Below are 24,241 nucleotides of genomic sequence, written 5' to 3'. Positions count from 1 at the left end.
CCCGGCGCATGGGAAAGCACGAATCCACCACCTTCCATGTGGTTCTGCCCTCCTATCACCAGCGTGAGGGCGCCTGGAACATGCTCGCGCCCTGGACCCCGATCAATCCCGGTGCTCAGCGCGGAGTGGGGCCGGCACAGGACATCGCCTCCGACCTCGGCGCGACTCGAGAACGCTTCGAGACGCTCTTCGACACCTGGCGCCGCTTCGAAGACTGTTATCAGGCCGTAGACGCCGAGATCGTCCACAGCGCCATGAACGACCTGGTGGGGCCGGCGATCGCCCTGACCGACGTGGGCGCCGTGGTCCAGACGGCCCACGAGACCTACGCCGAACAGGTGGACAACGGCGCGTTGGAGAGTGACAAGGTCGTCAACGACACCTGGGCCAGCGGGTTCGAGGACCGATACCAGGCGTTCCTGAATGACAAGAGTGCGCTGTCCACGAAGGAATTCGAAGAGAAGTACGGCAAGGACGAGAACACAGTCGCCAACGACCTCCACCTGGAACGCATCCCCTATGCAGACCGGGCCTTCGGGGTCACGAACACCGTCGGGGAGGCCAGGGAGGTCTACCTGGCCGCGATCCAGGGCATCGACCTGGCGGAGATGAGCGCCCTCGAGTTCTCCCACCGGCCGGAGGCGCTGACCCAGTACGGCAGTGAGGAAGAGCTGCTGCAGGCACTGAAGGACAGCCACATGTTCGGGCACCTGGACGCCCAGGACCTGGAACGCATCGCCGAGCAGGCCTGGGAGCTGTACGGAGGCCTGCCATCCGATTTCACCGACCCGAACGGCGTGGACTGGGTGGTGGGCCCGGACGGGGAGATGGTCCGTTCCGGTTCCCCGATGGACCCGAATGTCAACGCCCTCATCCTGGCGCTCCTGGCCGATGACGAGGAGCTCCAGAACACGGAACTGCCCTTCCCGGAGGGGGTCCAGACCATCGCGGAGTTCGCCGTCGGCCAGGGGCTGGGCAAGATCGGCGACTTGACGGACCTGACCATCGGCAAGTCCGTCATCGCCGGCTGGGCCGCGGCCATCGTCTCCCTCGTGGGGACCGGGTTCGACATCCGCCGGTACGAGAGTGAGCTCAGTTCGAGCGCCCCCATGCTCTCCGAGGAGGACTACCAGTCCCTGGTGAGCAAGTACTCGGGCCAGAACCTCATCGTCGACGGGGTGAACATCGGACTCAGCGCCGGCACCGTGGTGCTGACCACCGTGTTCGGGCCGGGCGGCACGGTGGTGGGCTTCCTGATCACCGAGGTCGGTACCGGCGTCACGGAATTCGTCGTCACCGAGGTCGGCAAGGAGACGTGGACCATCGATGAGATGGAGGACGCCTACAACGAGGAGACTGGTGAGTTCGTCGTCGATTAAGGTGCCGTCCGGCTGGATGCCGGCGTCTCTGGCGGGTGCCGACCTGGTGGCCCTTCCGCTGAACGTGGAGGGGCGTGGGAACCCGACATTCATGGTCTCGCAGCGGGTCCCCGGGACCTCACCGGTGGCCGCGCCCGATCCCCGGGCCGGTTCCGTCCTGGAGGGGCTGGCTGTGGGGAGGGACCGTTGGCGCGGCGGCGCCTGGACCGGACTGCGGTTCCTGCGACTCAGCCGCAGCCGCAGTGGTCGCGCCGTGGCCGAGATCCGCTGGCTCCTCTGGCCTGCTGGAGACCCCGCGCCTGACCCGGAGCACAGTGATCCGGTCCTGGAGGCCACGGCCACCTGCGATCTCACCGATCTCCTGCTGCTCGAGCCGGTCCTTGACGGACTGGCCACGGACCTTCCCCGGGACTTCACACCCCGGCTTCCGGCAGGGACACCCACGCGCCAGGAGAGCTTCGGACTGCAGTACGAACCGCTGGGTGGGGAGGGGGCGTCCGCCGGGACAGGCGGGCCGTCCGACGCGGCCTCTGTCCCGGCGGGTGGCCTTCCGGACCGGTGGCAGGGCACCGGGCTGGTACCCGTGGCGTCATCGGTCGTTGACACCCTGCGCGGAACAGACCCGAACCGTGCCTGGGGCCGCCTTGACCGGGAGACAGCACGTCCGGTGGTCGACGCCGGCCTGGCAGATCCGGAGGGGGGCAGGCTCTCTGAGCGGGCCGCCCAGGCCGCCACCATCCTCCAGGACCCCGAGCAGACATCTTCCCTGACGATCACGGATGCGTTCGGATCGCGCACCGTCCTGACGCTGGCCCGTCAGGGCGGGCTCGTGGTGGTGCTCGTCCCCGCAGGGGGCGACACTGCAGAGAGCCGGGCCGCCGGCGACGGGGTCGTCCTGCTGGGCCTGTACCCGGTGGAGCGGTCCGCTGAGATGGTGGTCCGTGCGGCCGGGCTGGAGCCCTCGGGCTCTCGGCAGCTGACCCCGGACTCCGTCTCCTGGGAGAGCCTGGTGCGGCGTGCGCTGGATCCGAGTCTGCCCCTGCCCGCAGGGCTGCGTGCCCACGGGGGATCTCCGGCGGACGGCGCCGACGCCTGGCAGGACCTCTGGGCCGGCCACTGGACGCTGTGGACTCTGAGGACGGACGGCCACCCACCTCTCGTGGCCCTCAGCGGTGGCCCCACCGGAAACCACGTGGTGCTGCGTCCGGAGGGAGAGGGAGGGGATGGTGTGCGGCTGGTCCCCACGCCGACCTCCTCCCTGTTCACCGCGCTCATGGCCCGATGCTCCGGACCGATGCGCCCGGCGGCTGCCGCCCGTGGCCCAGCCTGAACCCGGGACCTGACCTCCACCCCGATCACGAGAGCGACAACTGTCGACTTCATCGGCGAGTCTCGACGTGTAGCGCGGCCGTGATCGGGAGTGGCGGGGCGGGGAGTGGCGGGGCGGGCGACCCTAACCCCCGATCGAGACCCGTGTCCGGGCCACCGCATCGGCGACGACCGCGCGCAGGGGAGCACCGGCGTCGTGCCCCGGGCCCGAGCCCGCCAGAGCGGCTGCCGCCACCGCCTCAGCCACCCGCCGCTGGTGCGCGGCCGCGCCGCCGCCGGCCAGGATGTCCTCCACCCCGGCCAACTCGGCCGAGCAGCCCAGGCGCTCGGCCACCGGTGCCAGCCGGTCCAGCTCGGCGCGCAGATGCTCGGACACCAGGGTCTCCTCGCCGGCAGCGTCCAGGATGATGATGGCGTCCTGGCCGTAGCGGGCGGCCCGCCACTTGTTCTCCTGCACGTGCCACGGCGGCATGGTGGGAATGGTGCCGCCGGCCTCCAGTACGTCCGAGAAATCCTGCACCAGACACTGGGTCAGGGCCGCGATCGAGCCCATCTCCTCGAGGGTGGCCACGCCGTCGCACACCCGCATCTCCACGGTGCCGAGCCGGGGCACGGCGCGCACGTCCCAACGGCACTCCGTGACGTCGTCGATCACGCCGGTCTTGGTCAGGTCCGCCACACACTGCTCGAAGCCGGACCACTCAGGAAACTGGAACGGCAGCCCGGCGGTGGGCAGCTGCTGGAACATCAGGGTGCGCTGGGACTGGTAACCGGTGTCCACGCCGGCCCAGAACGGGCTGGAGGCGGACAGTGCCAGGAAGTGTGGCACGTAGTTGACCAGGCCGTCCACCACGGGCATCGCCTTGCGCACGTCATCCAGTCCCACATGCACGTGCACCCCGTAGATCAGCATCTGCCGGCCCCACCACTGGGTGCGGTCGATCATCTTGCCGTATCGATCCGCTGGGGTGACGGCCTCATCGGTGGGCTCCGCGAAAGGGTGCGAGCCCTGGCAGTACAGTTCCACGCCCATGGGGTCCGTGACCTGCCGGACCGTCCGGGCGGAGTCCCGCAGCTGGCCGATCCCCTCGGAGACCGTGTGGCACACGTCCGTGACCAGCTCCACGGTGTTCAGCAGCAGCTCCGGCTTGATGTGCGGGTGCTCCTGGCCCAGGTGCAGCTCCGCGGCGTCCGCCACCTCCGTGAGCACCCGGTCTGCGACCGGCTGCAGCGTGGCGTCCGAGGCGTCCACCAGGGCCAGTTCCCATTCCAGGCCCAGGGTGGACTGCTCGGACCGCGCGAAGGGAAGAGTCATGGGGTCCATCCTAGAAGTACCGGGCGTGACGCCCGTGCAGGACGGAGCGTAGACGCGAGTATATACCGATTGGTATACTATCGGCATGGCTACGACGATCAAGGTATCGGCAGAGCTCCGCGACCGCATCAATCGTGATGCGCAGGATCGAGGGGTGACCGCGGCCGGGCTGATCGAGGGATTGCTGGACGGGTATGAGCGGCGTCGGCGGATGGAGTCCTTCGGCCGCGCGTTCCGCGGCGCTGACCAGGAGTACTGGGATGAATTCCGGGACTGGGACGTGGCCTTGGGGGACGGGCCAGATGATCGGTGACCTGCGGCGGGGGATGGTCGCGTGGGCCGAACTCGACCCCGTCCGCGGACGTGAGCAAGCCGTCCGCCGACCCGTGCTCGTGATCGCCAGCGACCTCTACCTCGAGCAGGCTGACACACTCGCCATCATCGTCCCGGCCACCACCACCGACCGAGGTTGGCCGAATCACGTGGCGTTGAGGGGGGAGGATCTCTCTCTGGCCCTCCCGACGTTCGCGATGACGGAACAGCCCCGAACGGTCACCCGCGAGCGTCTCGTCGAGATGGCCGGCAGCGTCGACGCGGCGACGATGCGCGATGTCGACGGCTGGCTCCGGGACTTCCTCGCACTGCCCTGACCCGACGCCGCCGGATCTCCCTACGATGGACGGGTGAAGATCTCCTCCCGCCTGCACCTGCCCGCCGCCGTGTCCATGGCCGCCCTTCTGGCAGCGGCGCTGGCGCTGACCTCCTGTACCGCGGGGCCCGAGAACGGCGGAGGCACGACGCCGGCCCCCGGCTCCGGCACGGACGGCACCGGGGGTGCCGGGCCGGGGTCCGAAGGGTCTGTCGGCGTGGAGCCCGAGCCGAGCGAGCTGGAGCTGGCCCTGGGAGGCCCCTCGGTGGACACCGAGGAGGCCGCCGCCGAGGCCGTGGCCGGGATGGACACCGCCGAGCAGGCCGGGCAGGTCCTGGTGGGCCAGCTCGGCGCGGCCGGGACCGACCCGGCCTCGATCCGGCAGCTGAACCTCGGCGGGGTGATCGCCATGGGGGACGCCGTGCCCCTGGCCGCGGACGGCACGGCGGACGTGGAGGCGCTCGCCGCCCGGCTGGACGAGACGCAGCAGGCCCTGTCCGCCGGGCGGGACTGGACCGGGATCGTCTCCGTGGACCAGGAGGGCGGGCTGGTGGCGCGCGTCCAGGAGCCACTCGTGGAGTGGTCGACCCCGATGAGCTACGGGGCCATCGCCGCAGGAGGCGCCGGTGAGGATCAAGTCGCCGAGCTGGCCCGCGCCGGACACGCGGCCATGGGGGGCCAGCTGGCGGAGCTCGGCTTCACCCTGGACTTCGCCCCCAGCGTGGACGTCACGATCGGGACGGACGACCCGGCCATCGGGGCGCGCTCCTTCTCCTCGGACCCCACCGCGGTCTCCACGCTCGGGAGTGCGGGCACGCGCGGCCTGCTGGACGCCGGGATGCTGCCGGCCCCCAAGCACTTCCCGGGCCACGGCTCCGTCACCGCCGACTCCCACGTCACCGCCCCCGTGCAGGAGGCCTCGGTGGACGAGCTGGAGGCACGGGACTGGCAGCCGTTCAGGGAGCTGCTGGGCGGCGGACAGTACACGCCGATGGTCATGATGGGGCACATCGTGGTGCCGGCGTTGGAACCGGAGGTGCCGTCCTCGGTGTCCCCGGCCGCCTACGAGGCGCTGCGCGGGCTCGCGTTGCCGGCCGATCCCGCCGACGCGGCGGCCGCCGCCGGGGGAGCGTACAACGGGGTGGTGGTCACCGACGCCCTGAACATGGGCGCCCTGGTGGAGCGCTACGGCGCCCACGAGGCCCCCGTGAAGGCGCTCGCGGCCGGGGCCGACCTGTTGCTGATGCCCTCGGACCTGGCCGGCGCGCGGGACGCGATCGTGGAAGCGGTGGACTCCGGCGAGGTGCCGGACGAGCGACTCACCGAGGCCGCCGAACGGGTGGTCACCCTTCTGATGTGGCGCGATCATGTGGCCGAGGCCCTCGAGCAGGCGAGCCAGGAGGAGAAGGCCGCGGCCGGCGTCGTGCCCGCCGGTGAAGACCCCGCGGAGACCTCCCGCGCGGTGTCCGCCGCGGCCATCACCGTGGTGGAGGGGATCTGCGGTGCGCCGCTCGTCCAGGACTCGCTGCAGATCACCGGCGGGGCGGCGAAGGACCGGGCGCGACTGGCCTCCGCGGCCGAGGCGGCCGGGCTGAGCCTCGGCTCCGGTCCCGAGGTCGCCCTGCTGGGCGGGGCCCGCGAGCCGGGCCGGGGGGACGTGGTGGTCGCCCTGGACGCCCCCTTCGGCCTGGCGGGATCCACCGCGCCCGACGACGGCGCCCTGGTGGCGCTGTACGGCCGGACCCCGGGGGCATTCGAGGCGTTGGTGGACGTGTTGACCGGCGAGGCCGAGGCGCCCGGGGCGTTGCCGGTGTCCGTGGGGGAGTGGCCGGCCGGCACCGGTTGCTGAGGCGTGCGTCACGTTTCGACGCAATACCGAAATAAGCGACCATCCGACTGGCGTATTCGTCTAAGGTAAGGCTTACCAAACAGCGGAGGGGCTGCGGATGAGTCCTGCACGGCCCTGCGCACTGTCACTTGTTGCACTTCCCCAAGGAGTACCACTCGCATGCAGACCACCAAGCGACGCCTCGGCCTGGCCGCCCTCGTCACCACGGCGGCCCTCGCCCTGACCGCCTGCGGCGCCGAAGCCGGCACCACCGGTGAGACCGCCCCCGCCTCCGCCTCGGCCAGCGCGGCCGGCGGATCGGCCAGCGCCGAGGCGCAGTCCTTCCCGGTGGACGTGACGGACATGGCCGGCACGGACGTGAGCATCGCCTCGGCCGATGCCGTGATCGCCACGGACAACCGCATCTTCCGCACCCTCGAGGACTGGGGCGTGGAGCTGACCGCGGCACCGCTGGGTCTCATGAACGAGGACACCGTGGACTACCCCTCCGATGACTCGATCCTGGACCTGGGCAGCCACCGCGAGCCCAACATGGAGGGCTTCGTGGAGGCACAGCCGGACCTGGTCCTGAACGGCCAGCGCTTCTCCGGCATGGTCGACGAGATCAAGCCGTTGATCGGTGAGGCCGCGTTCGTGGACACCAACGTGGTGGAGGGCGAGCCCCTGGACGGCGAGCTGCGCCGGCTGACCAGCCTGCTCGGCGAGGTCTTCGGCCAGCAGGCCGCCGCCGAGACCCTGGTCTCCGACTTCGACGCCGCCATCGAGGACGCCCAGGGCGCCTACGACCCGGAGCAGAGCGTCGTCGGGCTGATCGCCACCGGCGGGGACCTGTCCTACGCCGCTCCGTCCACCGGCCGCGCCATCGGCCCGGTGTTCGACATGCTCGAGCTGACCCCGGCGCTGGAGCGTGAGGGCTCCTCCAACCACCAGGGCGATGACATCTCGGTGGAGGCCATCGCCGCGGCGAACCCGGACTGGCTGCTGGTGATGGACCGCGACGCCGCCGTGTCCGCCTCGGATGAGGAGGGCTACCAGCCCGCCGCCGAGCTGATCGAGAACTCCGAGGCCCTGAAGGACGTCACCGCCGTCAAGGAGGGCAACATCGTCTACCTGCCCGAGGACTTCTACGTGCACGAGGACATCCAGAACTACACCACCTTCCTCAACGAGCTCGCCGAGGCCTTCGGCGCCTGATCCCCGGCGCTCCACCATTGCACCAACGGGGGCCGCCGTCCAGCACGGCGGCCCCGTCAGGAATCACCGTGACCGCATCATACGAACACCGGAACCCGGAGGCCCAGACGGCTCCGCTGGGATCCGACTACCAGACCGTCCACCCGGGCGGTCATGAGGGCCTGCCCCCGGCCGTCTCCGGACGGGCGGTGCAGTCGTCCCGCTGGCGGACCGTCTGGCCGCTGCTGATCGGTGTCGTGGTGGTGTTCGGGCTGGTGGTCACCTCGCTGTTCGTGGGGGTCTATGACATCACGGGCGGCGAGGGCGGCTGGGAGATGTTCTTCATCACCCGGGTGCCGCGGACCATCGCCCTGGTGCTGGCCGGGGCCACCATGGCCATGGCGGGTCTGGTCATGCAGCTGATGACGCAGAACCGGTTCGTGGAGCCGACCACCACGGGCACCACCGAGTGGGCCGGGCTCGGCCTGCTGGTGACCATGCTCGTGGTGCCGCACGCCTCGGTCTTCGACCGGATGGTCGGCTCCGTGCTCTTCGCGTTCGTGGGCACCATGGTGTTCTTCGCGTTCCTGCAGCGGGTGACCCTGAAGTCCTCGCTGATCGTGCCCGTCATCGGCATCATGCTCGGAGCCGTGGTGGGGGCCTTCTCCACCTACCTGGCTCTGCAGACCGACATGCTCCAGCAGCTGGGCATCTGGTTCGCGGGCTCCTTCACCGGGGTGGTGCGCGGCCGGTACGAGCTGCTGTTCATCGTGCTGGTCATCGGTGTCCTCATCTTCCTGCTGGCCGACCGCTTCACCGTGGCCGGACTGGGCAAGGACATCGCCACCAACATCGGCCTGAACTACACGGTGGTCCTGCTGACCGGGGTCTCCATGATCGCGATCGTCACCGGCGTGGTCACCGTGGTGATCGGGTCCCTGCCGTTCCTCGGGCTGATCGTGCCCAACGTGGTGTCCATGTTCCGCGGGGACAACCTGCGCACCAACCTGCCGTGGGTCTGCCTCGTGGGGATCGCGGTGGTCACGGTGTGCGACATCATCGGGCGCACCGTCATCATGCCCTTCGAGGTCCCCGTGTCCCTGATCCTCGGCGTGGTCGGCGCCGTCGTCTTCATCGCCCTGCTCGTCCGGAGGCGCAAGCATGTCTGACACCACGCTGGAACGTACCGGGCACCCGGGTGCGGGGCAGGCCAAGGCCCCGGCCGACGTCGTGCCCTCCGGTGGTCCCCGGCGAGCAGGGCGAGGCGACCAGCCGGCGCGGCGCCAGTCCGGGCCGTTCGCCGAGCGCAGGCACCGCAACCGCTACCTGTGGCTGGTGGGCGGGCTGCTGGTGCTCGCCGCGCTGACCACCTACGGCAACCTCGCGTGGGACAACCCCATGCCGCCGGGTTCCGAGGGCTTCTGGATCATCGCCAGGATGCGCGTGGAGTCGGTAGTGGTGATGGCCGTGGTCGCGCTCTGCCAGGCCGTGGCCACCGTGAGCTTCCAAACCGCCACGAACAACCGCATCATCACGCCCTCCATCATGGGCTTCGAATCCCTGTACACGCTGGTGCAGACCGCCGCCGTGTTCTTCTTCGGCGTGGCCGGCGTGACCATGGTGGTGGGGCTGGGCCAGTTCGCGCTGCAGGCCGGGCTCATGGTGGTCTTCGCCGTGCTGCTGTACTCGTGGCTGCTGTCCGGGCGCTTCGGCAACATCCACATCATGCTGCTCGTGGGAGTGGTGCTCGGCGGCGGGCTCGGGGCGCTGTCCACCTTCATGCAGCGCGTGCTGGACCCCAACGAGTTCGACGTGCTGACCGCCCGGCTGTTCGGCAACATCTCCAACGCCCAGACCGAGTACTTGCCCTATGTCATCCCGATCGCGCTGGTCTGCGCCGGGGTGCTGTTCATCCGCGCGCGGCGGATGAACGTGCTGGCGCTGGGCGCGGACGCCACCAACAACCTCGGGCTGAACCACAAGCGCGAGATCATGATCGTGCTGACCCTGGTGTCCGTGCTGATGGCGATGACCACCTCCCTGGTGGGCCCCATGACCTTCCTCGGCTTCCTGGTGGCCACGCTGGCCTACCAGTTCACGGACACCTACGACCACCGGCTGATCCTGCCCGTGGCGGTCCTGATCGGCTACACCATCCTGTCCGGGGCGTACTTCGTGCTGCGGAACATCTTCTATGCGGAGGGGGCCGTGACCATCATCATCGAACTGGTGGGCGGGCTCGTCTTCCTCCTCGTCATCCTGCGAAAGGGCCGGCTGTGATCACGCTCGACGGCGTCCAGAAATCCTATGGCGACGAGGTCCAGATCGGGCCCGTCTCCGTGCAGCTGCCACAGGGGGGCATCACCGCCCTAGTGGGGCCGAACGGGGCCGGCAAGTCCACCATCCTGACCATGATCGGGCGGCTGCTCAAGGTGGACGCCGGGCGGATCGAGGTGGCCGGGCAGGACATCGTGAACACCCCGTCCAAGGCCGTCGCCAAGATCCTGTCCATCCTGCGCCAGGAGAACCACTTCGTCACCCGCCTGACGGTGCGCCAGCTCGTGGGCTTCGGGCGCTTCCCGTACTCGCGCGGGCGGCTGACGGCCGAGGACGAGGGCTACATCAACGAGGCGATCGACTTCCTGAACCTCGGGGCGCTGGAGAACCGGTACCTGGACCAGCTCTCCGGCGGTCAGCGGCAGCGTGCCTACGTGGCCATGGTGCTGGCGCAGAACACCGACTACGTGCTGCTGGATGAGCCGCTGAACAACCTGGACATGCAGCACTCCGTGCAGATGATGAAGCAGCTGCGCCGCGCCGCCGACGAGCTGGGCCGGACCGTGGTGATCGTGCTGCATGACATCAACTTCGCCTCCCGCTACGCCGACTGGATCCTCGCCATGAACGACGGCCAGGTCACCGAGTTCGGCCGCCCCGAGGAGATCATCACGGACGAGGTGCTCTCGCGGGTGTTCTCCACGCCCGTGCGCGTGATCGACGGCCCCGACTGCCGGCTGGCCGCGTACTACTGAGCCCCCCCTTCCTACTGAGCCCCCCCTCCGGTGAGTGGTCAGTTCCCGTGGCGGTCACTGGGTGAATCGCCGCACGATCAGACCACTCACGAGGCCCTGCGCAGACCCCGCACCGTGGCTGGTCAGTTGCCGTCCTGATTTCTGCTCGGGAGTTGTGGTGCCAATAGGCGGTGAATCGCCACCACATCTCCCCAGGAGAATTTCATGGAGGGGTCCGCCCCCGGCAACCGCCCCGGCCGGCAACCGCCTCGGCCCAGGGATGAGCACCGCATGTGGGCACTGCACGTGTGCACTGCAGGCTTGCACTGCACGTGTGCACTGCTGGCCTGTACTCCACAGGCGACCACATCGCGCCCTCTGCCCAGAATCCACGGCGGGAGGCCACCATGCTGACCGTCGTCCGGACAGGGTGGGATCATGCCGCCTCGTAAACGCCCGCTGCCCGATGCCCTCCCCACGACTTGCTTCTCCACCCAGCAGGAGCTGGCCGGCGGGCTCACGCCCCACCACCTACGTCATCCCGAACTCCGGGTGGTCAGCCGGGGAGTCCGCCAGCGCCGTGACCACGAGGTCGATTTCCTGGAGCACCTGGTGGCTTTGCAGCACATTCATCCCATGGGGGTGTTCTCCCACGAGACAGCGGCCGCATTGTGGGGGATCTGGTTGCCGGCAGGCACCACGGGAGGTCATCCTGTCCACCTCTCCAAGGCGCCGCAGGCCGGGGGGCCGCCACGGCGTCTGCAGGTCAAGGGCCACGTGCTGCCCGTCCACGCGACCATCAAGCGCTACCAGGGTGTACGGGTCACCGGGCCATCCTGGACGTGGGTCGAGTTGGCTGCGACAGGCATGGAATTCGACGACCTCGTGGCAGCCGGAGACAGTCTGCTGCAGAGCGAGGACGGGCCCGCAGCTCAGAGGAATCCCGGCGTGCACCCCATCTCCTCCATCCAGGCCATGGGGGACGCCATCTCCAACCGTCCGGGATTCAGGGGGCTGGGCCGTGCACGGGAGGCCCTCACCTGGCTACGCAGCGGATCTCATTCGGCCCAGGAGAGCCGGCTACGGGTGAGGGTCGTCCAGGCGGGTTATCCCGAGCCTCCGGTGAACCCCGAGGTGGTGCTGACCAGCGGAGAGAGGATATCGCCCGATCTGGTCTGGGCCGAACTCAAGATCTGCCTCCAGTATGAAGGGGAACACCACCGGAGCGACGCCGATCAGTGGGATCGGGACATCCAACGTGATCTGCGTATGCAGCGCGACGGCTGGATCGTGATCAGGGTGACGAAGAAGGTCTTCACCGATACGGGTTGGGCCGAGTTCAGGGAGAACCTGCGCCTCGCCTTCGCCTCACGCCAGCACGGCTGACGCACGTTGTACTGACCCGCGAGGTTGGGTACGCGCAGAGCTCTCGGCTGTCCTCACATCGAGTGGGGAGTTGCTGTGCCGTTCTCGAAACTACGGCCACAGTAACTCCCGACCAGAACTCGGGCGTGTGTCTGGGGGTGTGGCTCAGGGGAGGGGCTCGACCTCCACCGCCACGCGGTCCTCGCCGATCCGGGTCAGCACCAGGGTGGTGTGGCGTCCGGAGCCCTTGCCCGACTTGCCCTGACCGGACATCAGCAGCCGCCGCAGCTCCTCCGGCGTGACGTCCACGCCCCGCTTCTTGATGTCCAGCCGCGTCACGCCCGTCTCCTTCACCCAGCGCCGCAGTCCCTTGACCTTGTACGGCATCACGTCCAGCACTCGGTAACCCGTGGCGAACCGCGAGTCCCGTGCCGAGTCTGCGCAGAAGTACGCGATGTGCTCGTCCAGCAGCCGCCCGCCGGAACCGGAGAACTCCCGATCAATGAGGTCCGCCACCAGCCCGGCCCGGATCACGGCGGGGTCCGGCTCGTAGAGGTATCCGGTCAGTCCCTGGACCCCGGCCACGTCGACGGTCGGGGAGTCGCCGAAGTCCGCGGCGGAGGACAGCTCGGCCGGCCCCGCCTCCCCGCCGCCGAGCACCAGCGCCGAGCGGCGGACCCTCGGGCGCGCCAGGGCGTTGAACCACAGCACCGCCTCAGTCAGGGAACCCGCCACGGAGACCCACTGGGCCTCACAGCCGGCGGGGACGGAGGCGTGGGGCAGCGCCGGTCCGAGCTTGACGCCCACCGGCGCCCCGGTCTCGGCCAGCCGCTCCACGAAGGACAGGGGCGGGGAGAAGGCCTCCGGGTCGAACACCCGGGCGGAGCCGGAGGAGGACACCATGCGCCGCGCCGGATCCAGCCAGAACCCCTCGGGCCGGGCCTCGCCAGCCGCGCCCGACGCACTGCCAGCCGCATCGCCAGCCGCACCCGGCGCGCCGTCCATCGCGGCCAGCCACTGGACGGCGTCCGCGCCCACCACCGTGGCGTTCGGGAACGGCATGAGGTTGATGGTGGCGGCGGCGGCCACGGTCTCGTCCCGTTCCACGGCCGTGACCTGCAGGTCCAGGGCGGCCAGGGCCATGGCGTCCGCGCCGATCCCGCAGCCCAGATCGGCCACGCTGCGCACCCCCGCGGACGCGAACCGCCCGGCGTGCAGGGCCGCCACGTTCATCCGGGTGGCCTGCTCCAGGCCCGCCCGGGTGAACAGCATGTTCGCGGCGAAGGGTCCGAGCTTGGCAGCGGCCTGGGTCCGGAACTTCAGCTGGGTCAGCACGGCGGAGACCAGCTCGGGCGCGTGGCCCTCGGCCCGCAGTCGGGTGGACAGGGCCAAGGCCTCGGACTCCCGGTACCCCGCAGCCCCCAGTGAGGCGCCCACCGCGTTCAGCAGCCGCCAGCCCCCGGGCGTGAGCACCGGGGCGAGCGCCGTGTCGTCCTGCGTGGATGCGGCGGCTGAAGAGGGAACGGGAGAGGAAGTGGCCACGGCTCAACGGTACGCTGGAAGCATGCCTAGCCGTCCCGCCCCGCGCCAGCCGTTGCCCGATTCCGCGCGCCGCCACCAGGACCACCTGGACCCGGACCAGGACGGGGACGGCGAGCCGGGATTCGACTTCTTCGGGCGCTTCGAGGAGGCCCGCCCGGACACGGGGGACCGGCAGGACGGGTACGACGACGGCCCCCACCACCCCGGTGACCTCGCCCCGGGTGCGGGCCGGGCCGACGTCGGGCGTGGGTCCCGCGCCTCCCGACAGGCGGCGTCCGCGCCGCTGTGGTGCAAGATCCTGCTGTACGCCTCCATGGCGGTGGGCGTGGTGGCGGCGCTGCTGCTGATCATCACGGTGATCGCCCAGGTGTTCGTGGCCGGCACCTTCACGCTCGGGGGAGGGGACATGCTCTCCAACTCCGAGACGGCGGACGCCATCCGCCGGGACGTGGTCTGGGTCCCCCTCGCCGGGCCGCTGATCGCGCTCGGCGCCGCGTTCGCGGGACTGTGCGTGGCCGCCGTCGGGATCTTCCGGGCCCGGCGAAACGCCTGACGGCCACCGTGCCGTCCTACGTGCGCTTCCTGAAGAGACGGTTCCTCTGGGCGGTCGCCGGATTGGTGGTCTACCTCAGCTACACGTTGATCTGGGGAGGCTGGTTCGTCCGCACCCTGCTCAGCGTCACCGGCTTGGCCGATGCCCATGCAGGGGCCGCAGCGCTGACCAGCGGTCAATGGATCGGACTCACGGCGGGATCGCTCCTGGTGATGTCGCCGGCGATCGCCGGTTTCCTCTTCTACCTGGTGGCATGGGTCGGTTGGCCCGGGCGCCCGATCCCCCCGAGGCGGCGCCTGCTGGCCACCGTGGGCATGGGGCTCGGCATCGCGGTGACGGCCTTCATGCTCGTGGGCCTCATCGGTCACTACTGGCCCGTGGGCGTCTGGCGGAACGGGACTCGCGAGTTCGCCGGCTTCGCAGACCTGAGCATCGAGAACACCGAGTGGGTCGGCGACATGTACTTCGGCCTGCTGGTGGCCTTGATCGGCCTGTACTCCGTGGTGGTGCTGTGTTCTGCCATACTTCCGGGCGAGCTCGACCCTCACGAGGTCGAAAACGCCGGTGTCGCCGGAACCGTCACTGGATTCTGGTGGCCCTACGCGGCCGGTGCGGCCGTCGTCGTACTGTCTCTGCTGGCGGCCGTATGGCCCCACCTGAGTCCGTGACGCCCCTTGGCACTCGTCTTGACCGAGTGCTAAAGCCCGCATAGAGTCATTTCTGGCACTCCGGGGCACCGGGTGCTAAGCCTGAAGGACCTGCCATCCGGCACCCGCGACGACGGTTGGCCAGCCTCCGGCGCACAACACCATCCATAACGCCGGCCGGCCCGTCTCCACGGGCCCGGCCCACCCGAAACGAAGGAGAGTACAGACGTGTCTGTCTCCATCAAGCCCCTTGAGGATCGTATTGTTGTCCGTCCGCTGGAAGCCGAGCAGACCACCGCTTCCGGCCTGGTGATCCCGGACACCGCCAAGGAGAAGCCGCAGGAGGGCCAGGTCGTGGCCGTCGGCGCCGGCCGTGTCGACGACAACGGCAACCGCGTCCCGGTCGACGTGGCCGAGGGCGACGTGGTGCTGTACTCCAAGTACGGCGGCACCGAGGTCAAGGTCGGCGGCGAGGAGTACCTCGTGCTCTCGGCCCGCGACGTGCTGGCCATCGTCACCAAGTGATCTTCCGCCGGACCCCCGCCACGGGGGTCCGGCTGACGCGTTCGGGCCCGGCCGGGCACTCGGCCGGCCGGGCCCGAACGCGTCCACCCACCCTTCTTCTGATCCTTCTGATCCTTCAGATCCTTTACGAAAGGAGCTTCGTTCATGGCGAAGCAGCTTGCCTTCAACGATGAGGCGCGACGCGCCCTCCAGGCCGGTATCGACAAGTTGGCCGACACCGTCAAGGTCACCCTGGGCCCCAAGGGCCGCAACGTGGTCCTGGACAAGTCCTGGGGCGCCCCGACCATCACCAACGACGGCGTGACCATCGCCCGTGACATCGAGCTGGACGACCCGTACGAGAACATGGGCGCCCAGCTGGCCAAGGAAGTGGCCACCAAGACCAACGACGTGGCCGGCGACGGCACCACCACCGCCACCGTGCTGGCCCAGGCCCTCGTGAACGAGGGCATGCGCCAGGTGGCCGCCGGTGCCGCCCCGAACGAGATCAAGCGGGGCATCGAGGCCGCCGTGGCCGCCATCGACGCCCGCCTGGCCGCCAACGCCGTGGACGTCTCCGGCAACCAGGTCTCCAACGTGGCCGCCATCTCCGCCCAGTCGGACGAGATCGGCGAGCTGCTGGCCCGCGCCTTCGACACCGTCGGCACGGACGGCGTCATCACCATCGAGGAGTCCTCGACCACCTCCACCGAGCTGGTCATCACCGAGGGCATGCAGTTCGACAAGGGCTACCTGTCCCCGTACATGGTCACCGACGCGGAGCGTCAGGAGGCCGTCCTCGAGGATCCGTACATCCTGCTGAACTCCGGCAAGATCTCCAACGTGCAGGAGTTCCTGCCGCTGCTGGAGAAGGTCCTGCAGGCCAACAAGCCGCTGTTCATCATCGCCGAGGACATCGAGGGCGAGGCCCTGTCCACCCTCGTGGTCAACAAGATCCGCGGCACCCTGAACGTCGTGGCCGTCAAGGCCCCGGGCTTCGGCGACCGCCGCAAGGCCATGATGCAGGACATCGCCACCCTCACCGGTGCGCAGGTGGTCTCCCCGGACCTCGGCATGAAGCTGGACCAGGTCGGCGTCGAGGTGCTCGGCACCGCGCGTCGCGTGACCGTCACCAAGGACAACACCACCATCGTCGAGGGCGCAGGCTCCTCGGATGAGGTGAACGGCCGCGTGGCGCAGATCAAGGCCGAGATCGAGGCCACCGATTCCGACTGGGACCGCGAGAAGCTGCAGGAGCGCCTGGCCAAGCTGGCCGGCGGCGTGGGCGTCATCAAGGTCGGCGCCGCCACCGAGGTGGAGCTGAAGGAGTCCAAGCACCGGATCGAGGACGCAGTGTCCTCCACCCGTGCCGCTCTGGAAGAGGGCATCGTGGCCGGCGGCGGTACCGCGCTGATCAACGCCCTGACCGCCCTGGACGAGGACGCGGCCGTCAAGGCACTGTCCGGCGACGCCGTGTTCGGTGTGGGCATCGTCCGCAAGGCGCTCGTGGAGCCGCTGCGCTGGATCGCCCAGAACGCCGGCGAGGACGGCTACGTGGTCACGTCCCACGTGGCCGAGCTGGAGCCGAACTTCGGCTTCAACGCCAAGACCGGCGAGTACGGCGACCTGCTGGCCCAGGGCGTCATCGACCCCGTCAAGGTCACCCGCTCCGCCCTGCTCAACGCCGCCTCGATCGCGGCTCTGGTGCTGACCACCGAGACCCTGGTCGCGGACCAGCGCGAGGACGAGGACGAGAAGTAGCCCTCCTTCCTCCAGGCACAAAGTGACCCCACCCCCGTCGTCGTGACGGGGTGGGGTCACTTTGCGTCTGGGCGGGATTCAGGCCGGGTCGTGCGCCGGGTCGGCGGCCTCGAAATACTGCCCGTTCGCGGGGAAGCCGGGGACGGCGCTGGGCCTGGCGTACCCGGTGGCCCAGCGGAGGCTGAGCTGTTCGGGGTCGATGTCCACCCCGTGCCAGCACATGGGCAGCCCCGCCGCCGACTCCGGCCGCGCCCGGTCCATGAGCTGGACGTGGAGGTGTGGTTCGGAGGAGTTGCCGGTGTTGCCGACCTGTCCCACGGTCTGCCCGACGTCCACGCGGTCGCCGGCGCTGACGGTCACCGACGCCCGGCGCAGGTGACCGGACAGCGAGAACGTCGCGTCGTCGTGCCGGATGATCACCCGGTTGCCCAGGATGTAGTCGGCTCCGCCGAGCAGCCGGAAGAAGCCCTCGAGGGTCAACATCCAGATCAGCCCCGGCCAGGAGTCTCGGGCCCGATGGTCCCGGTGGCGGTCGGTGACGTGGACCACCGTTCCGGCGGCCATGGCCACGACAGGGGCCCCGAAGCTCGGGTAGGCCGCCGGGCTGCGCCCGCGCAGGGACCCGCCCACGCTCTGGGGTGCCTCGGTGTCCGCCCTGGAGAGGTCGACGGCGTACATCTGCCCGTGGGCGCGTACCCGGTGGCTGGGGACCCGTGAGCCGGGGCTGTTGAAGGCCACCCACCGGCCACGCACGGGGGCGTGCAGGCCGAGGGGCTCCGGCCTCCTCGCCGGCGGGCGGACCAGGAACAGCAGCAGGGGCGCCAGCATGGCGGCGATGGCCCACGTCCGGGGCACGGGCACGGAGGGCATGACCAGCACGGTCAGGATGAAGAGGCGCACCCACCAGGTCTGCCACCGGGCGATTCCCCGCCGGAGCGACAGGGGTTCACGGGCGGTGCTCTGCGGCGTGTCGTCAGGCCTGGGGCGGTGCTGGGTGACCATGGTGGCCAGCCTATCGACCGTGATCCGGTACGGAGCCGGTACTTTTGGCCAATCTCGGAGCCGGTACTTTTGTCCAGACTTGGCCGGTTTCGGCAGAAGCTGTGGAATCGGCTACTGCGTTCTTGTTACCGTGAGATCGTTCACGCCATGACAGTTGATTCCGTTGGTAATTTGCTTTGAGGCGTAGCGGGTTTGGAGGAGGGGGCTCACCAAATCATTTTCTGCTCCCACTTTGTCGCGCCAACAAATATCGTCTTCGAATCACGTGGCACCCAGAGAAAAGAACAGGATATTGGTGAAAATGACTTCTGTAGCCGAGTTCATGAACGCGCAGGACATCAACTTCGAGGGCGGTTCCATGTCCACCGCAGGTGCTCCGGTCCTCGGTACCCCTGCCGCCGCGGCCCCCGTGGCGGTGGCCACGTGCTGGAAGGTCGCCGGTGGTGTCGCCGGGTTCGGCGCCGTCGTGGGGGCCGCCGCAGCACTGTTCACCGTGGCCAACGGCGACTAGTCCAACGACATCGACACCGAACTGCGAGAGGGTCCCGATTCATGAAGACCGTAACTGATGTGATGAACGAGCAGGCCTCCTATGACCTGGCCCACGGGGTGGTGGCACCGAGTTCCGCTGCACGGATCAACCCGGTTCTCGCCACACCCGGCCTGGTGGCCTTCGGTGCGGCCTTTGCCAAGGGTGCGGCTGCCGGTGGTGCCATCGTCTCCGCCGGAATCGCCGCCTACACCGTGACGGCCGACAGCTAGTCGGTTCACGCTGATTTCCCGGGAGCAGCCGGACACCCGTCCGCTTCCGGTCCGCCTGGTGCGCGTCGGAGGCTTCCGGCGCGCACCAGGCCCCCTGATGGATCCACACTCTGAGAAAGCAGGACAGGTGAAGGTTTCCGACGCGCTGAGATCGGTCTTCCGTCCCATCGGCATAGGCAGGGACCAGGCGATGGTGGTCTCCGAGAGGATCGTCTCGATCGCCACCACCATCTCCTCCCTGGAATACCTGGTGCAGCACCGGCACATGAACCCCGGCGGCCTGAACGATTGGGACAGCATCAAGAAGGCGCGTGAGATCGACAACCGTGTGCTGCGGTCCGTGGTCTCGAGGTTGAGCGGCAAGCGGGTGTCCCTGGGCATCCATGCCGGGCGGCTCGTGGCCAGCGCAGGTCTCCTGGCCCTGCCCTCCTCATGGTCCACCGTCCGCGGCATGCTCAATCTCTACAACTCCGTGTCGTATGCGCTCCTGACCCCCAGGCACCGCTTCGGCACGGATGGCTCAGACCAGGTGGGGACCCTGGTCCACACCTTCAACGGCCTGGCCCGGCTCTCCGCGTCCCCTCGGTCGAAGGACACGTTCCTCTGGGGCCTCGCGCTCCAGACCGGCATGGCCTACGGATTGTCCGGCTGGGTCAAGATGGCCGGTCCGCTGTGGCGTGACGGCAGCGCCCTCGCCGGGATCATGCGGACCAAGACGTACGGCTCTGAACCCTTCTTCCGCTGGACCCAGCGGTCTCCGAGGCTTGCCCGGGCCGTGACCCAGCTCGCCCTGGTCTTCGAGGCGCTGTTCCCCGTGGTCCTCGTGACGGGAGGCCGGTTGACGAGGCCGTTCTTGATCGCCGGGTTGGGGTTCCACGGGGTCAACGCCGTCCTGATGGGATTGGGCCGGTTCCTGCTGGCATTCCCCGCGATGTATCCGGCCCTGGCCTATGTCACGGTGCCCAAGGACCAGCCGGTGGGGCGGGAGCGGGACGACTCGGTGCTGCCGCTCCTGGCGCTGGGAGCGATCGGGGTCGGTGTCTACGCCGCACTGGTGAAGGCCAACCGTCGGAAGATCGTGATGGAGGGCTGGCCGCATACGGTCTCGATGACCACCCGGCGGGGGAACACGTACCGGTATGAATGGGGCGGGCCCCGCGGGGATGCCTCCGAGCCGGTGTACCTCTTCACCCCGGCCATGGCGGCGACGGCGGAGCACTTCGCCTGGATCACGGAAAGCCTGGCCTACAACCACGGCAAACGGGTCGTGATGGCCAGCCGCCCCGGATATGGGGCCAGCCTGCGCCACGCGACGGAGCAATTCACCCTGGACGAGGCTCTCGACGACCTGGAGGATCTGGTGGCCGAGACGGTCGCCGAGGACCAGAAGGTGGTGCTGTTGGGACACTCGCTGGGCGGCGAGCTCATGCGACGTCTGGCGCTGCGGCTGGGCTCCTCGAAGGTCCAGGCCGTCGTCTACCTGGACCCGACCCACCCCGCTGAACTCAGCCGTTCGGCGCAGCAGCGCGAAGGCGCCGAGAAGATGACGGACTCGCTGCAGCAGATGGTCCGCTACCTGCGGTGGGGCACGGGCTTCCTGATGAAACGGCCGCAGTGGGTCAACTCCTTCCCCCACAACTATCAGGAGCGCCACCTGGCGCACTACACGGATTCCCGACTCTGGGAGGCGGCGCTGCGGGAATGGCACGCGGTCTACGAGGAGATGCTGTCCTTCGACGGTACTTTGGAGGTGCCGGATGTCCCCGCGCTCCTCATCGCCGCCGACGACACCCTGAACAGCTTCCCCGAGCAGGGCATCCTGTACGGGGAACTGGTGCCGGGCAGTGAGATCGAGTCCAGGCGGGATCGTGAGTACCGGATCCTCGTCCACGCCAACCATGACTCGATGCTCAGCGACAGCAAGGTCGCGGAGAGGGTGGTGGGCCACGTGGTGGAGTTCACGCGGGAACTGACGACTTCGAAGGTGGTGGCGTCATGAACGCGATGCACGGCCTGATGGAACCGGTTCGCAGGAGCATCCAGGAGGAGGGGCTGCTACCCCGCCTGGTGGTGGCCGGTGCGACGCTCCTGACGTTGGCCTCCCAGCATCCGCATGCCAATTTCAACCGGCCGCGCGGACGGTGGGATGTCTTCTCCTCCATCCCGAACTGGAAGTTCTTCGCCCCCTATCCGGCAACCAAGGACTACCACTACACCTATCGGGTGCGGACTGCTGAGGGGGAGACCCAGCTCTGGCAGGAGGTCGACCTCGTGGTCCCCCGTCAACTCCGCCATGCACTCTGGTTTGCGAGCCGCCGGACGGGAAAGGCGGTCTTCGACATCTGCAGCAGTCTCATGACCAGGGTCTCCGAACCCAGTGGCGGGCACGTCAGCACCTATCCCGAGTATCAGCTGATGACGGAGTTCATCCGCCGGCAGATCCGGGAAGACCATCCCGGCGCGGCGGTGACTGACTTCCAGTTCGCCATCGTGGAGTCCTCGGGCTACGACGAGTCGGAGGACCCCCGCCCGGTCTTCGTCTCGATGACGGAGCCGTTCGACGCCGCGAAGTCGCTGTACAGCTACTGAGCCACGGGGCCCCGAGGGCGGGACGGCCTGTCACCCGGCCTGCGGGGCACCCGCCGAAGAGGAGGAACGTATGACCGATGCATCCATGACCGCCACGCACCCCGGTGCCGGGATGCTGATCCGGGAGGACGTCGAGGACACCGGTTACGGCCGTGAGTTCGCCCCGTTCTACGACCGGATCTTCCAGCACGATGAGTCCGCGGAGGTGACTGCGGAGGGCCTGGCCAGGATCCATCCGGACATCTCCCGGGGAACCCTGGAGCTCGGTGTGGGGACGGGTCGGATCGCTCTGCCGCTGGCGCGGCGCATCGGCCCCGTCGATGCCATCGACTCCTCGGTGGAGATGTTGTCCGCCCTCGAGGGGCACCGCAAGGGTGAACCCGTCCACGCCATGCACGGCAACTTCGTCCACGAGTTGCCGGACCGGCGGTACGGCATGGTCTTCGCGGTCTGCCAGACCATGTCGATGGTCCGCAGCCGGGCGGAGCAACGCCGCGCGATGCACCGGGTCGCTCAGGCGCTCGTCCCCGGGGGCATCTTCGTGGTCGAGACCGGCAATCCCCTGCAGGTGCACACCTTGATGGGGGACCGGAACCCGGCGGTGACAACGGTCCCGCTGGAGGCGCAGGGAGGATGGTTGACCACCTACTCCCACGTCACCGAATCCGAGGCCGGAGATCAGACGTGGCGGTGTCGTCAGGTCTGGATCGAAAGCGACGGCACCCTCCACACGGGGATCGAGCAGTCACTTCTGACACCCGTGGAGGTCATGGACCGGATGGCGGCAGAGGCCGGGCTGGTTCCGGAGTTGTTGTTCGCCACCTGGACGGGCACACCGTACGGGGACGAGGCCCCGTTGTACATCAGAAGCTATCGTCGGCCGACGGAATCGGCCTCGAGGGAAGGAACACCGCGGTGAAGCTGACCGACGTCTTGATCGGCGGAGCCCTGGGGATCGTCTCCGGGCTGGTGCTGGCACAATTCATGGACCTCATCCCCGCGATCATCATCGCGGTCATCGCGGGGGTCTCCGTGGCCATCGCTGCGCGCACGACGACCGGTAGAACAGAAGGGTGAGACTCCGCTCGCTCACCGCGGCCCAGGGCCCCCTGCTCAGCGCGGGGATCGTCCTGTCCCTGGTGGGTACCGTCGCCATGCTGGTCCAGCCGGTGCTCGTAGCCGCGCTGATCTCGTCCTTGGTGTCCGGCGAGCCCGCCGTGGCAGAGGTGACCGCCCTGGTGGTCCTCTTCTCGGCCGACGTGCTCTGCGGAGCCGTGGGCAGCTACCTGGTGGCGCGTGCGGGTGAGAACATCGTCCTGGACCTGAGGACCGCCGTGATGAGGCGCATCCTCCGGGCCAGGATTCCCGCGGTGTCCTCCTGGGACCGTGGAGACCTCTTCACGCGGGTCTCGGCGGACACCTCTCTGGCCAGGGTGGCGTTGTCCTCCTCGGTCTCACAGCTGGCGACCTCCCTCCTGTCCGTGGTCGGCTGCCTCGTGATGATGTTCGTCCTGGACCTCTGGATGGCCCTGTTGACGGTCGCGACCATCGGCGTGACCTCCCTGGCCTGTGTCGCCCTGGTCAGGGCCATCCGGACGTCCGCGGTGGAGAACCGCCAGCACAACTCCGATTTCGGTTCCGTCGTCCTGTCCCAGCTGTCCAACCTGGAGACGGTCAAGGCGTTGCGGGCCGAGCACACAGAGCTGAACCGCTCCGCTGCGGAGGCGTCCCGCGCCCGCGGGTCCGGGCTGAAGGTCGCCCGGATCGCCGCGCTGCTGACGCCGGTCATGAACGTCGGGACACAGCTGTCCCTGGCCCTGGTGATCATCGTGGGCGCCGCCCGCGCGGGGCAGGGCCTGATGGCGGTGGATGCGTTGGTGGCCTTCATCCTCTACCTGCTGTACCTCGTCTCACCCCTGGTGGTCGCCCTCATGTCGGTCTCGCAGTTCCAGCAGGGGCGGGCCGCCCTCGACCGGGTCGGTGAACTGACCGAGCTGCAGGCCGAGGGCTCCCGGCAGGACGGGGTGCCGGCGCCCGGCGCGCGCAGTGCCGGCGATGAGCTGGTGCGTTTCAATGGGGTCCGGCTGACCTATCCCGGGCGCGAGGCGCCGGCCCTGGCGGGGGTTGACCTGGTCCTGCCGTCCCGGGGCCTCTCCGCGATCGTGGGCCCCTCGGGCGCCGGGAAGTCGACTCTCTTCAGGGTGCTGGAGCGGTTCTACGAGCCGGACGCCGGCGCGGTCCTCTGGCACGGTGCGGACATCCTATCTATGCCGTTGGAGGAGCTCCGCGGACGGATGGGGTTCGTCAGCCAGGACGGCAGCCTGATGCGCGGCTCGGTCTGGGACAACCTCACCCTGGGGGCCCCCGGCGCCACCCGGGAGGCCGTGTGGGACGCGTTGGGTGAGGTAGGCCTCGCGGAGGCCGTCCACAGCCTCCCCGAAGGACTGGACCAGGTCCTCGGGGACGACGGCGCGGGGCTCTCGGGCGGCCAGCGCCAACGCCTGGCCTTGGCCCGCGTGCTCCTCCACCAGCCGGATCTGCTGTTGCTCGATGAGGCGACGGCCCACCTGGACGCAGACTCCGAGGCCCGCATCGCCAGCATCATCGAGAGGCTGGCCGAGGACATCCAGGTGGTCCTGATCGCCCACCGCCTGTCCTCCGTGGTGGGCGCGGACCAGATCTTCGTGCTGGAAGACGGGCGGGTGACGGGGGCGGGCCGTCACGGAGAGTTGATGCAGGACCACGAGACTTATCAGCGGTTGATCTCGCAGCAGTTCCAGCAGCCCGTGGCCGGTCGCTGAAGCGGGGCCC

24 protein-coding genes are annotated in these 24,241 nt (G+C 69.1%); 21 read left to right on the top strand and 3 right to left on the bottom strand.

Annotated elements, in window-relative coordinates; translation table 11 throughout:
- Positions 1-8: 8 nt before the first annotated feature.
- Complete coding sequence (locus AB0K08_RS11325) at positions 9-1,379, top strand: hypothetical protein (RefSeq protein ID WP_363354454.1); 1,371 nt, start codon at positions 9-11, stop codon at positions 1,377-1,379.
- Entirely contained in the window at positions 1,360-2,709 is a 1,350-nt protein-coding gene (locus tag AB0K08_RS11320) for a hypothetical protein (protein ID WP_363354452.1), read from the top strand. The genes AB0K08_RS11325 and AB0K08_RS11320 overlap by 20 nt, the downstream gene beginning before the upstream one ends.
- Before the next feature lie 123 nt (positions 2,710-2,832).
- Here AB0K08_RS11320 and AB0K08_RS11315 read toward each other — a convergent pair whose 3' ends face one another.
- A complete protein-coding gene (locus tag AB0K08_RS11315) occupies positions 2,833-4,023 on the bottom strand; it encodes a glutamate--cysteine ligase (protein WP_363354450.1) in 1,191 nt (396 codons plus the stop codon).
- Between the two features lie 85 nt (positions 4,024-4,108).
- Here AB0K08_RS11315 and AB0K08_RS11310 point away from each other — a divergent pair, with 85 nt between their 5' ends.
- The 8 genes from AB0K08_RS11310 (at position 4,109) to AB0K08_RS11275 (ending at position 12,091) form a co-directional block, all read left to right on the top strand.
- On the top strand, positions 4,109-4,336 hold the full coding sequence (locus AB0K08_RS11310; RefSeq protein WP_363354448.1) for a hypothetical protein: 228 nt from the start codon (positions 4,109-4,111) through the stop codon (positions 4,334-4,336).
- A complete protein-coding gene (locus AB0K08_RS11305) occupies positions 4,326-4,673 on the top strand; it encodes a type II toxin-antitoxin system PemK/MazF family toxin (RefSeq protein ID WP_363354446.1) in 348 nt (115 codons plus the stop codon). Before AB0K08_RS11310 ends, AB0K08_RS11305 begins: the two co-directional genes overlap by 11 nt.
- A 33-nt stretch (positions 4,674-4,706) precedes the next feature.
- Entirely contained in the window at positions 4,707-6,521 is a 1,815-nt protein-coding gene (locus AB0K08_RS11300; RefSeq protein ID WP_363354444.1) for a glycoside hydrolase family 3 N-terminal domain-containing protein, read from the top strand.
- Between the two features lie 159 nt (positions 6,522-6,680).
- Entirely contained in the window at positions 6,681-7,715 is a 1,035-nt protein-coding gene (locus AB0K08_RS11295; RefSeq protein WP_363354442.1) for an ABC transporter substrate-binding protein, read from the top strand.
- 161 nt (positions 7,716-7,876) lie between these two features.
- Positions 7,877-8,863: an iron chelate uptake ABC transporter family permease subunit gene (locus tag AB0K08_RS11290; RefSeq protein WP_363354630.1), complete on the top strand. Its 987-nt coding sequence runs from the start codon at positions 7,877-7,879 to the stop codon at positions 8,861-8,863.
- Positions 8,856-9,974, top strand: coding sequence for an iron chelate uptake ABC transporter family permease subunit (locus AB0K08_RS11285; protein ID WP_363354440.1), 1,119 nt, complete (start codon positions 8,856-8,858; stop codon positions 9,972-9,974). Before AB0K08_RS11290 ends, AB0K08_RS11285 begins: the two co-directional genes overlap by 8 nt.
- The gene (locus AB0K08_RS11280) at positions 9,971-10,726 is read left to right on the top strand and encodes an ATP-binding cassette domain-containing protein (protein ID WP_363354438.1); all 756 of its coding nucleotides are present in this window, start codon (positions 9,971-9,973) and stop codon (positions 10,724-10,726) included. Before AB0K08_RS11285 ends, AB0K08_RS11280 begins: the two co-directional genes overlap by 4 nt.
- Positions 10,727-11,143: 417 nt before the next feature.
- Entirely contained in the window at positions 11,144-12,091 is a 948-nt protein-coding gene (locus AB0K08_RS11275) for a hypothetical protein (protein ID WP_363354436.1), read from the top strand.
- A 144-nt stretch (positions 12,092-12,235) separates the two neighbouring features.
- On the opposite strand, the gene AB0K08_RS11270 is transcribed toward AB0K08_RS11275, so the two are convergent.
- The gene (locus AB0K08_RS11270; RefSeq protein ID WP_363354434.1) at positions 12,236-13,612 is read right to left on the bottom strand and encodes an SAM-dependent methyltransferase; all 1,377 of its coding nucleotides are present in this window, start codon (positions 13,610-13,612) and stop codon (positions 12,236-12,238) included.
- A 22-nt stretch (positions 13,613-13,634) separates the two neighbouring features.
- On the opposite strand from AB0K08_RS11270, the gene AB0K08_RS11265 reads away from it, so the two are divergent.
- The 4 genes from AB0K08_RS11265 to groL all read left to right on the top strand — a co-directional run bounded on the left by AB0K08_RS11265 (position 13,635) and on the right by groL (position 17,077).
- On the top strand, positions 13,635-14,165 hold the full coding sequence (locus tag AB0K08_RS11265) for a hypothetical protein (RefSeq protein ID WP_363354432.1): 531 nt from the start codon (positions 13,635-13,637) through the stop codon (positions 14,163-14,165).
- A gap of 8 nt (positions 14,166-14,173) precedes the next feature.
- Positions 14,174-14,833: a hypothetical protein gene (locus AB0K08_RS11260; protein ID WP_363354430.1), complete on the top strand. Its 660-nt coding sequence runs from the start codon at positions 14,174-14,176 to the stop codon at positions 14,831-14,833.
- 207 nt (positions 14,834-15,040) lie between these two features.
- Positions 15,041-15,337, top strand: a complete 297-nt coding sequence (groES, locus tag AB0K08_RS11255; protein ID WP_309811306.1) for a co-chaperone GroES — start codon at positions 15,041-15,043, stop codon at positions 15,335-15,337.
- Positions 15,338-15,481: 144 nt separating this feature from the next.
- A complete protein-coding gene (gene groL / locus AB0K08_RS11250; RefSeq protein WP_363354428.1) occupies positions 15,482-17,077 on the top strand; it encodes a chaperonin GroEL in 1,596 nt (531 codons plus the stop codon).
- A gap of 78 nt (positions 17,078-17,155) precedes the next feature.
- Here groL and AB0K08_RS11245 read toward each other — a convergent pair whose 3' ends face one another.
- The gene (locus AB0K08_RS11245) at positions 17,156-18,079 is read right to left on the bottom strand and encodes a M23 family metallopeptidase (protein ID WP_363354426.1); all 924 of its coding nucleotides are present in this window, start codon (positions 18,077-18,079) and stop codon (positions 17,156-17,158) included.
- A gap of 301 nt (positions 18,080-18,380) precedes the next feature.
- Here AB0K08_RS11245 and AB0K08_RS11240 point away from each other — a divergent pair, with 301 nt between their 5' ends.
- The 7 genes from AB0K08_RS11240 to AB0K08_RS11210 all read left to right on the top strand — a co-directional run bounded on the left by AB0K08_RS11240 (position 18,381) and on the right by AB0K08_RS11210 (position 24,231).
- Positions 18,381-18,590: a hypothetical protein gene (locus AB0K08_RS11240; RefSeq protein WP_363354424.1), complete on the top strand. Its 210-nt coding sequence runs from the start codon at positions 18,381-18,383 to the stop codon at positions 18,588-18,590.
- Between the two features lie 41 nt (positions 18,591-18,631).
- A complete protein-coding gene (locus AB0K08_RS11235) occupies positions 18,632-18,841 on the top strand; it encodes a hypothetical protein (protein WP_363354422.1) in 210 nt (69 codons plus the stop codon).
- A gap of 127 nt (positions 18,842-18,968) precedes the next feature.
- Positions 18,969-20,840: an alpha/beta fold hydrolase gene (locus tag AB0K08_RS11230; RefSeq protein ID WP_363354420.1), complete on the top strand. Its 1,872-nt coding sequence runs from the start codon at positions 18,969-18,971 to the stop codon at positions 20,838-20,840.
- Positions 20,837-21,430 (top strand): hypothetical protein, encoded by a 594-nt coding sequence (locus tag AB0K08_RS11225; RefSeq protein WP_363354418.1) that lies wholly within the window; start codon positions 20,837-20,839, stop codon positions 21,428-21,430. The genes AB0K08_RS11230 and AB0K08_RS11225 overlap by 4 nt, the downstream gene beginning before the upstream one ends.
- A gap of 70 nt (positions 21,431-21,500) precedes the next feature.
- On the top strand, positions 21,501-22,349 hold the full coding sequence (locus AB0K08_RS11220) for a class I SAM-dependent methyltransferase (protein WP_363354416.1): 849 nt from the start codon (positions 21,501-21,503) through the stop codon (positions 22,347-22,349).
- On the top strand, positions 22,346-22,507 hold the full coding sequence (locus AB0K08_RS11215) for a hypothetical protein (RefSeq protein ID WP_363354414.1): 162 nt from the start codon (positions 22,346-22,348) through the stop codon (positions 22,505-22,507). The genes AB0K08_RS11220 and AB0K08_RS11215 overlap by 4 nt, the downstream gene beginning before the upstream one ends.
- On the top strand, positions 22,504-24,231 hold the full coding sequence (locus AB0K08_RS11210) for an ABC transporter ATP-binding protein (RefSeq protein ID WP_363354412.1): 1,728 nt from the start codon (positions 22,504-22,506) through the stop codon (positions 24,229-24,231). The genes AB0K08_RS11215 and AB0K08_RS11210 overlap by 4 nt, the downstream gene beginning before the upstream one ends.
- The last annotated feature ends 10 nt before the right edge of the window (positions 24,232-24,241 follow it).

Source organism: Citricoccus sp. NPDC055426 (genome assembly GCF_040677445.1).
Taxonomy (GTDB): domain Bacteria; phylum Actinomycetota; class Actinomycetes; order Actinomycetales; family Micrococcaceae; genus Citricoccus.
Note: the sequence above shows the minus strand (reverse complement) of the source record. Positions and strands in the feature narration are given on the sequence as shown.

What these genes read in the sequence shown, in the direction of transcription:
- AB0K08_RS11310 (WP_363354448.1), top strand. Translation starts at nt 4,109, where the DNA reads ATGGCTACGACGATCAAGGTATCGGCAGAGCTCCGCGACCGCATCAAT.
- AB0K08_RS11275 (WP_363354436.1), top strand. Translation starts at nt 11,144, where the DNA reads ATGCCGCCTCGTAAACGCCCGCTGCCCGATGCCCTCCCCACGACTTGC.
- AB0K08_RS11295 (WP_363354442.1), top strand. Translation starts at nt 6,681, where the DNA reads ATGCAGACCACCAAGCGACGCCTCGGCCTGGCCGCCCTCGTCACCACG.
- AB0K08_RS11235 (WP_363354422.1), top strand. Translation starts at nt 18,632, where the DNA reads ATGAAGACCGTAACTGATGTGATGAACGAGCAGGCCTCCTATGACCTG.
- AB0K08_RS11305 (WP_363354446.1), top strand. Translation starts at nt 4,326, where the DNA reads ATGATCGGTGACCTGCGGCGGGGGATGGTCGCGTGGGCCGAACTCGAC.
- AB0K08_RS11325 (WP_363354454.1), top strand. Translation starts at nt 9, where the DNA reads ATGGGAAAGCACGAATCCACCACCTTCCATGTGGTTCTGCCCTCCTAT.
- AB0K08_RS11265 (WP_363354432.1), top strand. Translation starts at nt 13,635, where the DNA reads ATGCCTAGCCGTCCCGCCCCGCGCCAGCCGTTGCCCGATTCCGCGCGC.
- AB0K08_RS11315 (WP_363354450.1), bottom strand. Translation starts at nt 4,023, where the DNA reads ATGACTCTTCCCTTCGCGCGGTCCGAGCAGTCCACCCTGGGCCTGGAA.
- groL (WP_363354428.1), top strand. Translation starts at nt 15,482, where the DNA reads ATGGCGAAGCAGCTTGCCTTCAACGATGAGGCGCGACGCGCCCTCCAG.
- AB0K08_RS11225 (WP_363354418.1), top strand. Translation starts at nt 20,837, where the DNA reads ATGAACGCGATGCACGGCCTGATGGAACCGGTTCGCAGGAGCATCCAG.
- AB0K08_RS11220 (WP_363354416.1), top strand. Translation starts at nt 21,501, where the DNA reads ATGACCGATGCATCCATGACCGCCACGCACCCCGGTGCCGGGATGCTG.
- AB0K08_RS11245 (WP_363354426.1), bottom strand. Translation starts at nt 18,079, where the DNA reads ATGGTCACCCAGCACCGCCCCAGGCCTGACGACACGCCGCAGAGCACC.
- AB0K08_RS11285 (WP_363354440.1), top strand. Translation starts at nt 8,856, where the DNA reads ATGTCTGACACCACGCTGGAACGTACCGGGCACCCGGGTGCGGGGCAG.
- AB0K08_RS11240 (WP_363354424.1), top strand. Translation starts at nt 18,381, where the DNA reads ATGACTTCTGTAGCCGAGTTCATGAACGCGCAGGACATCAACTTCGAG.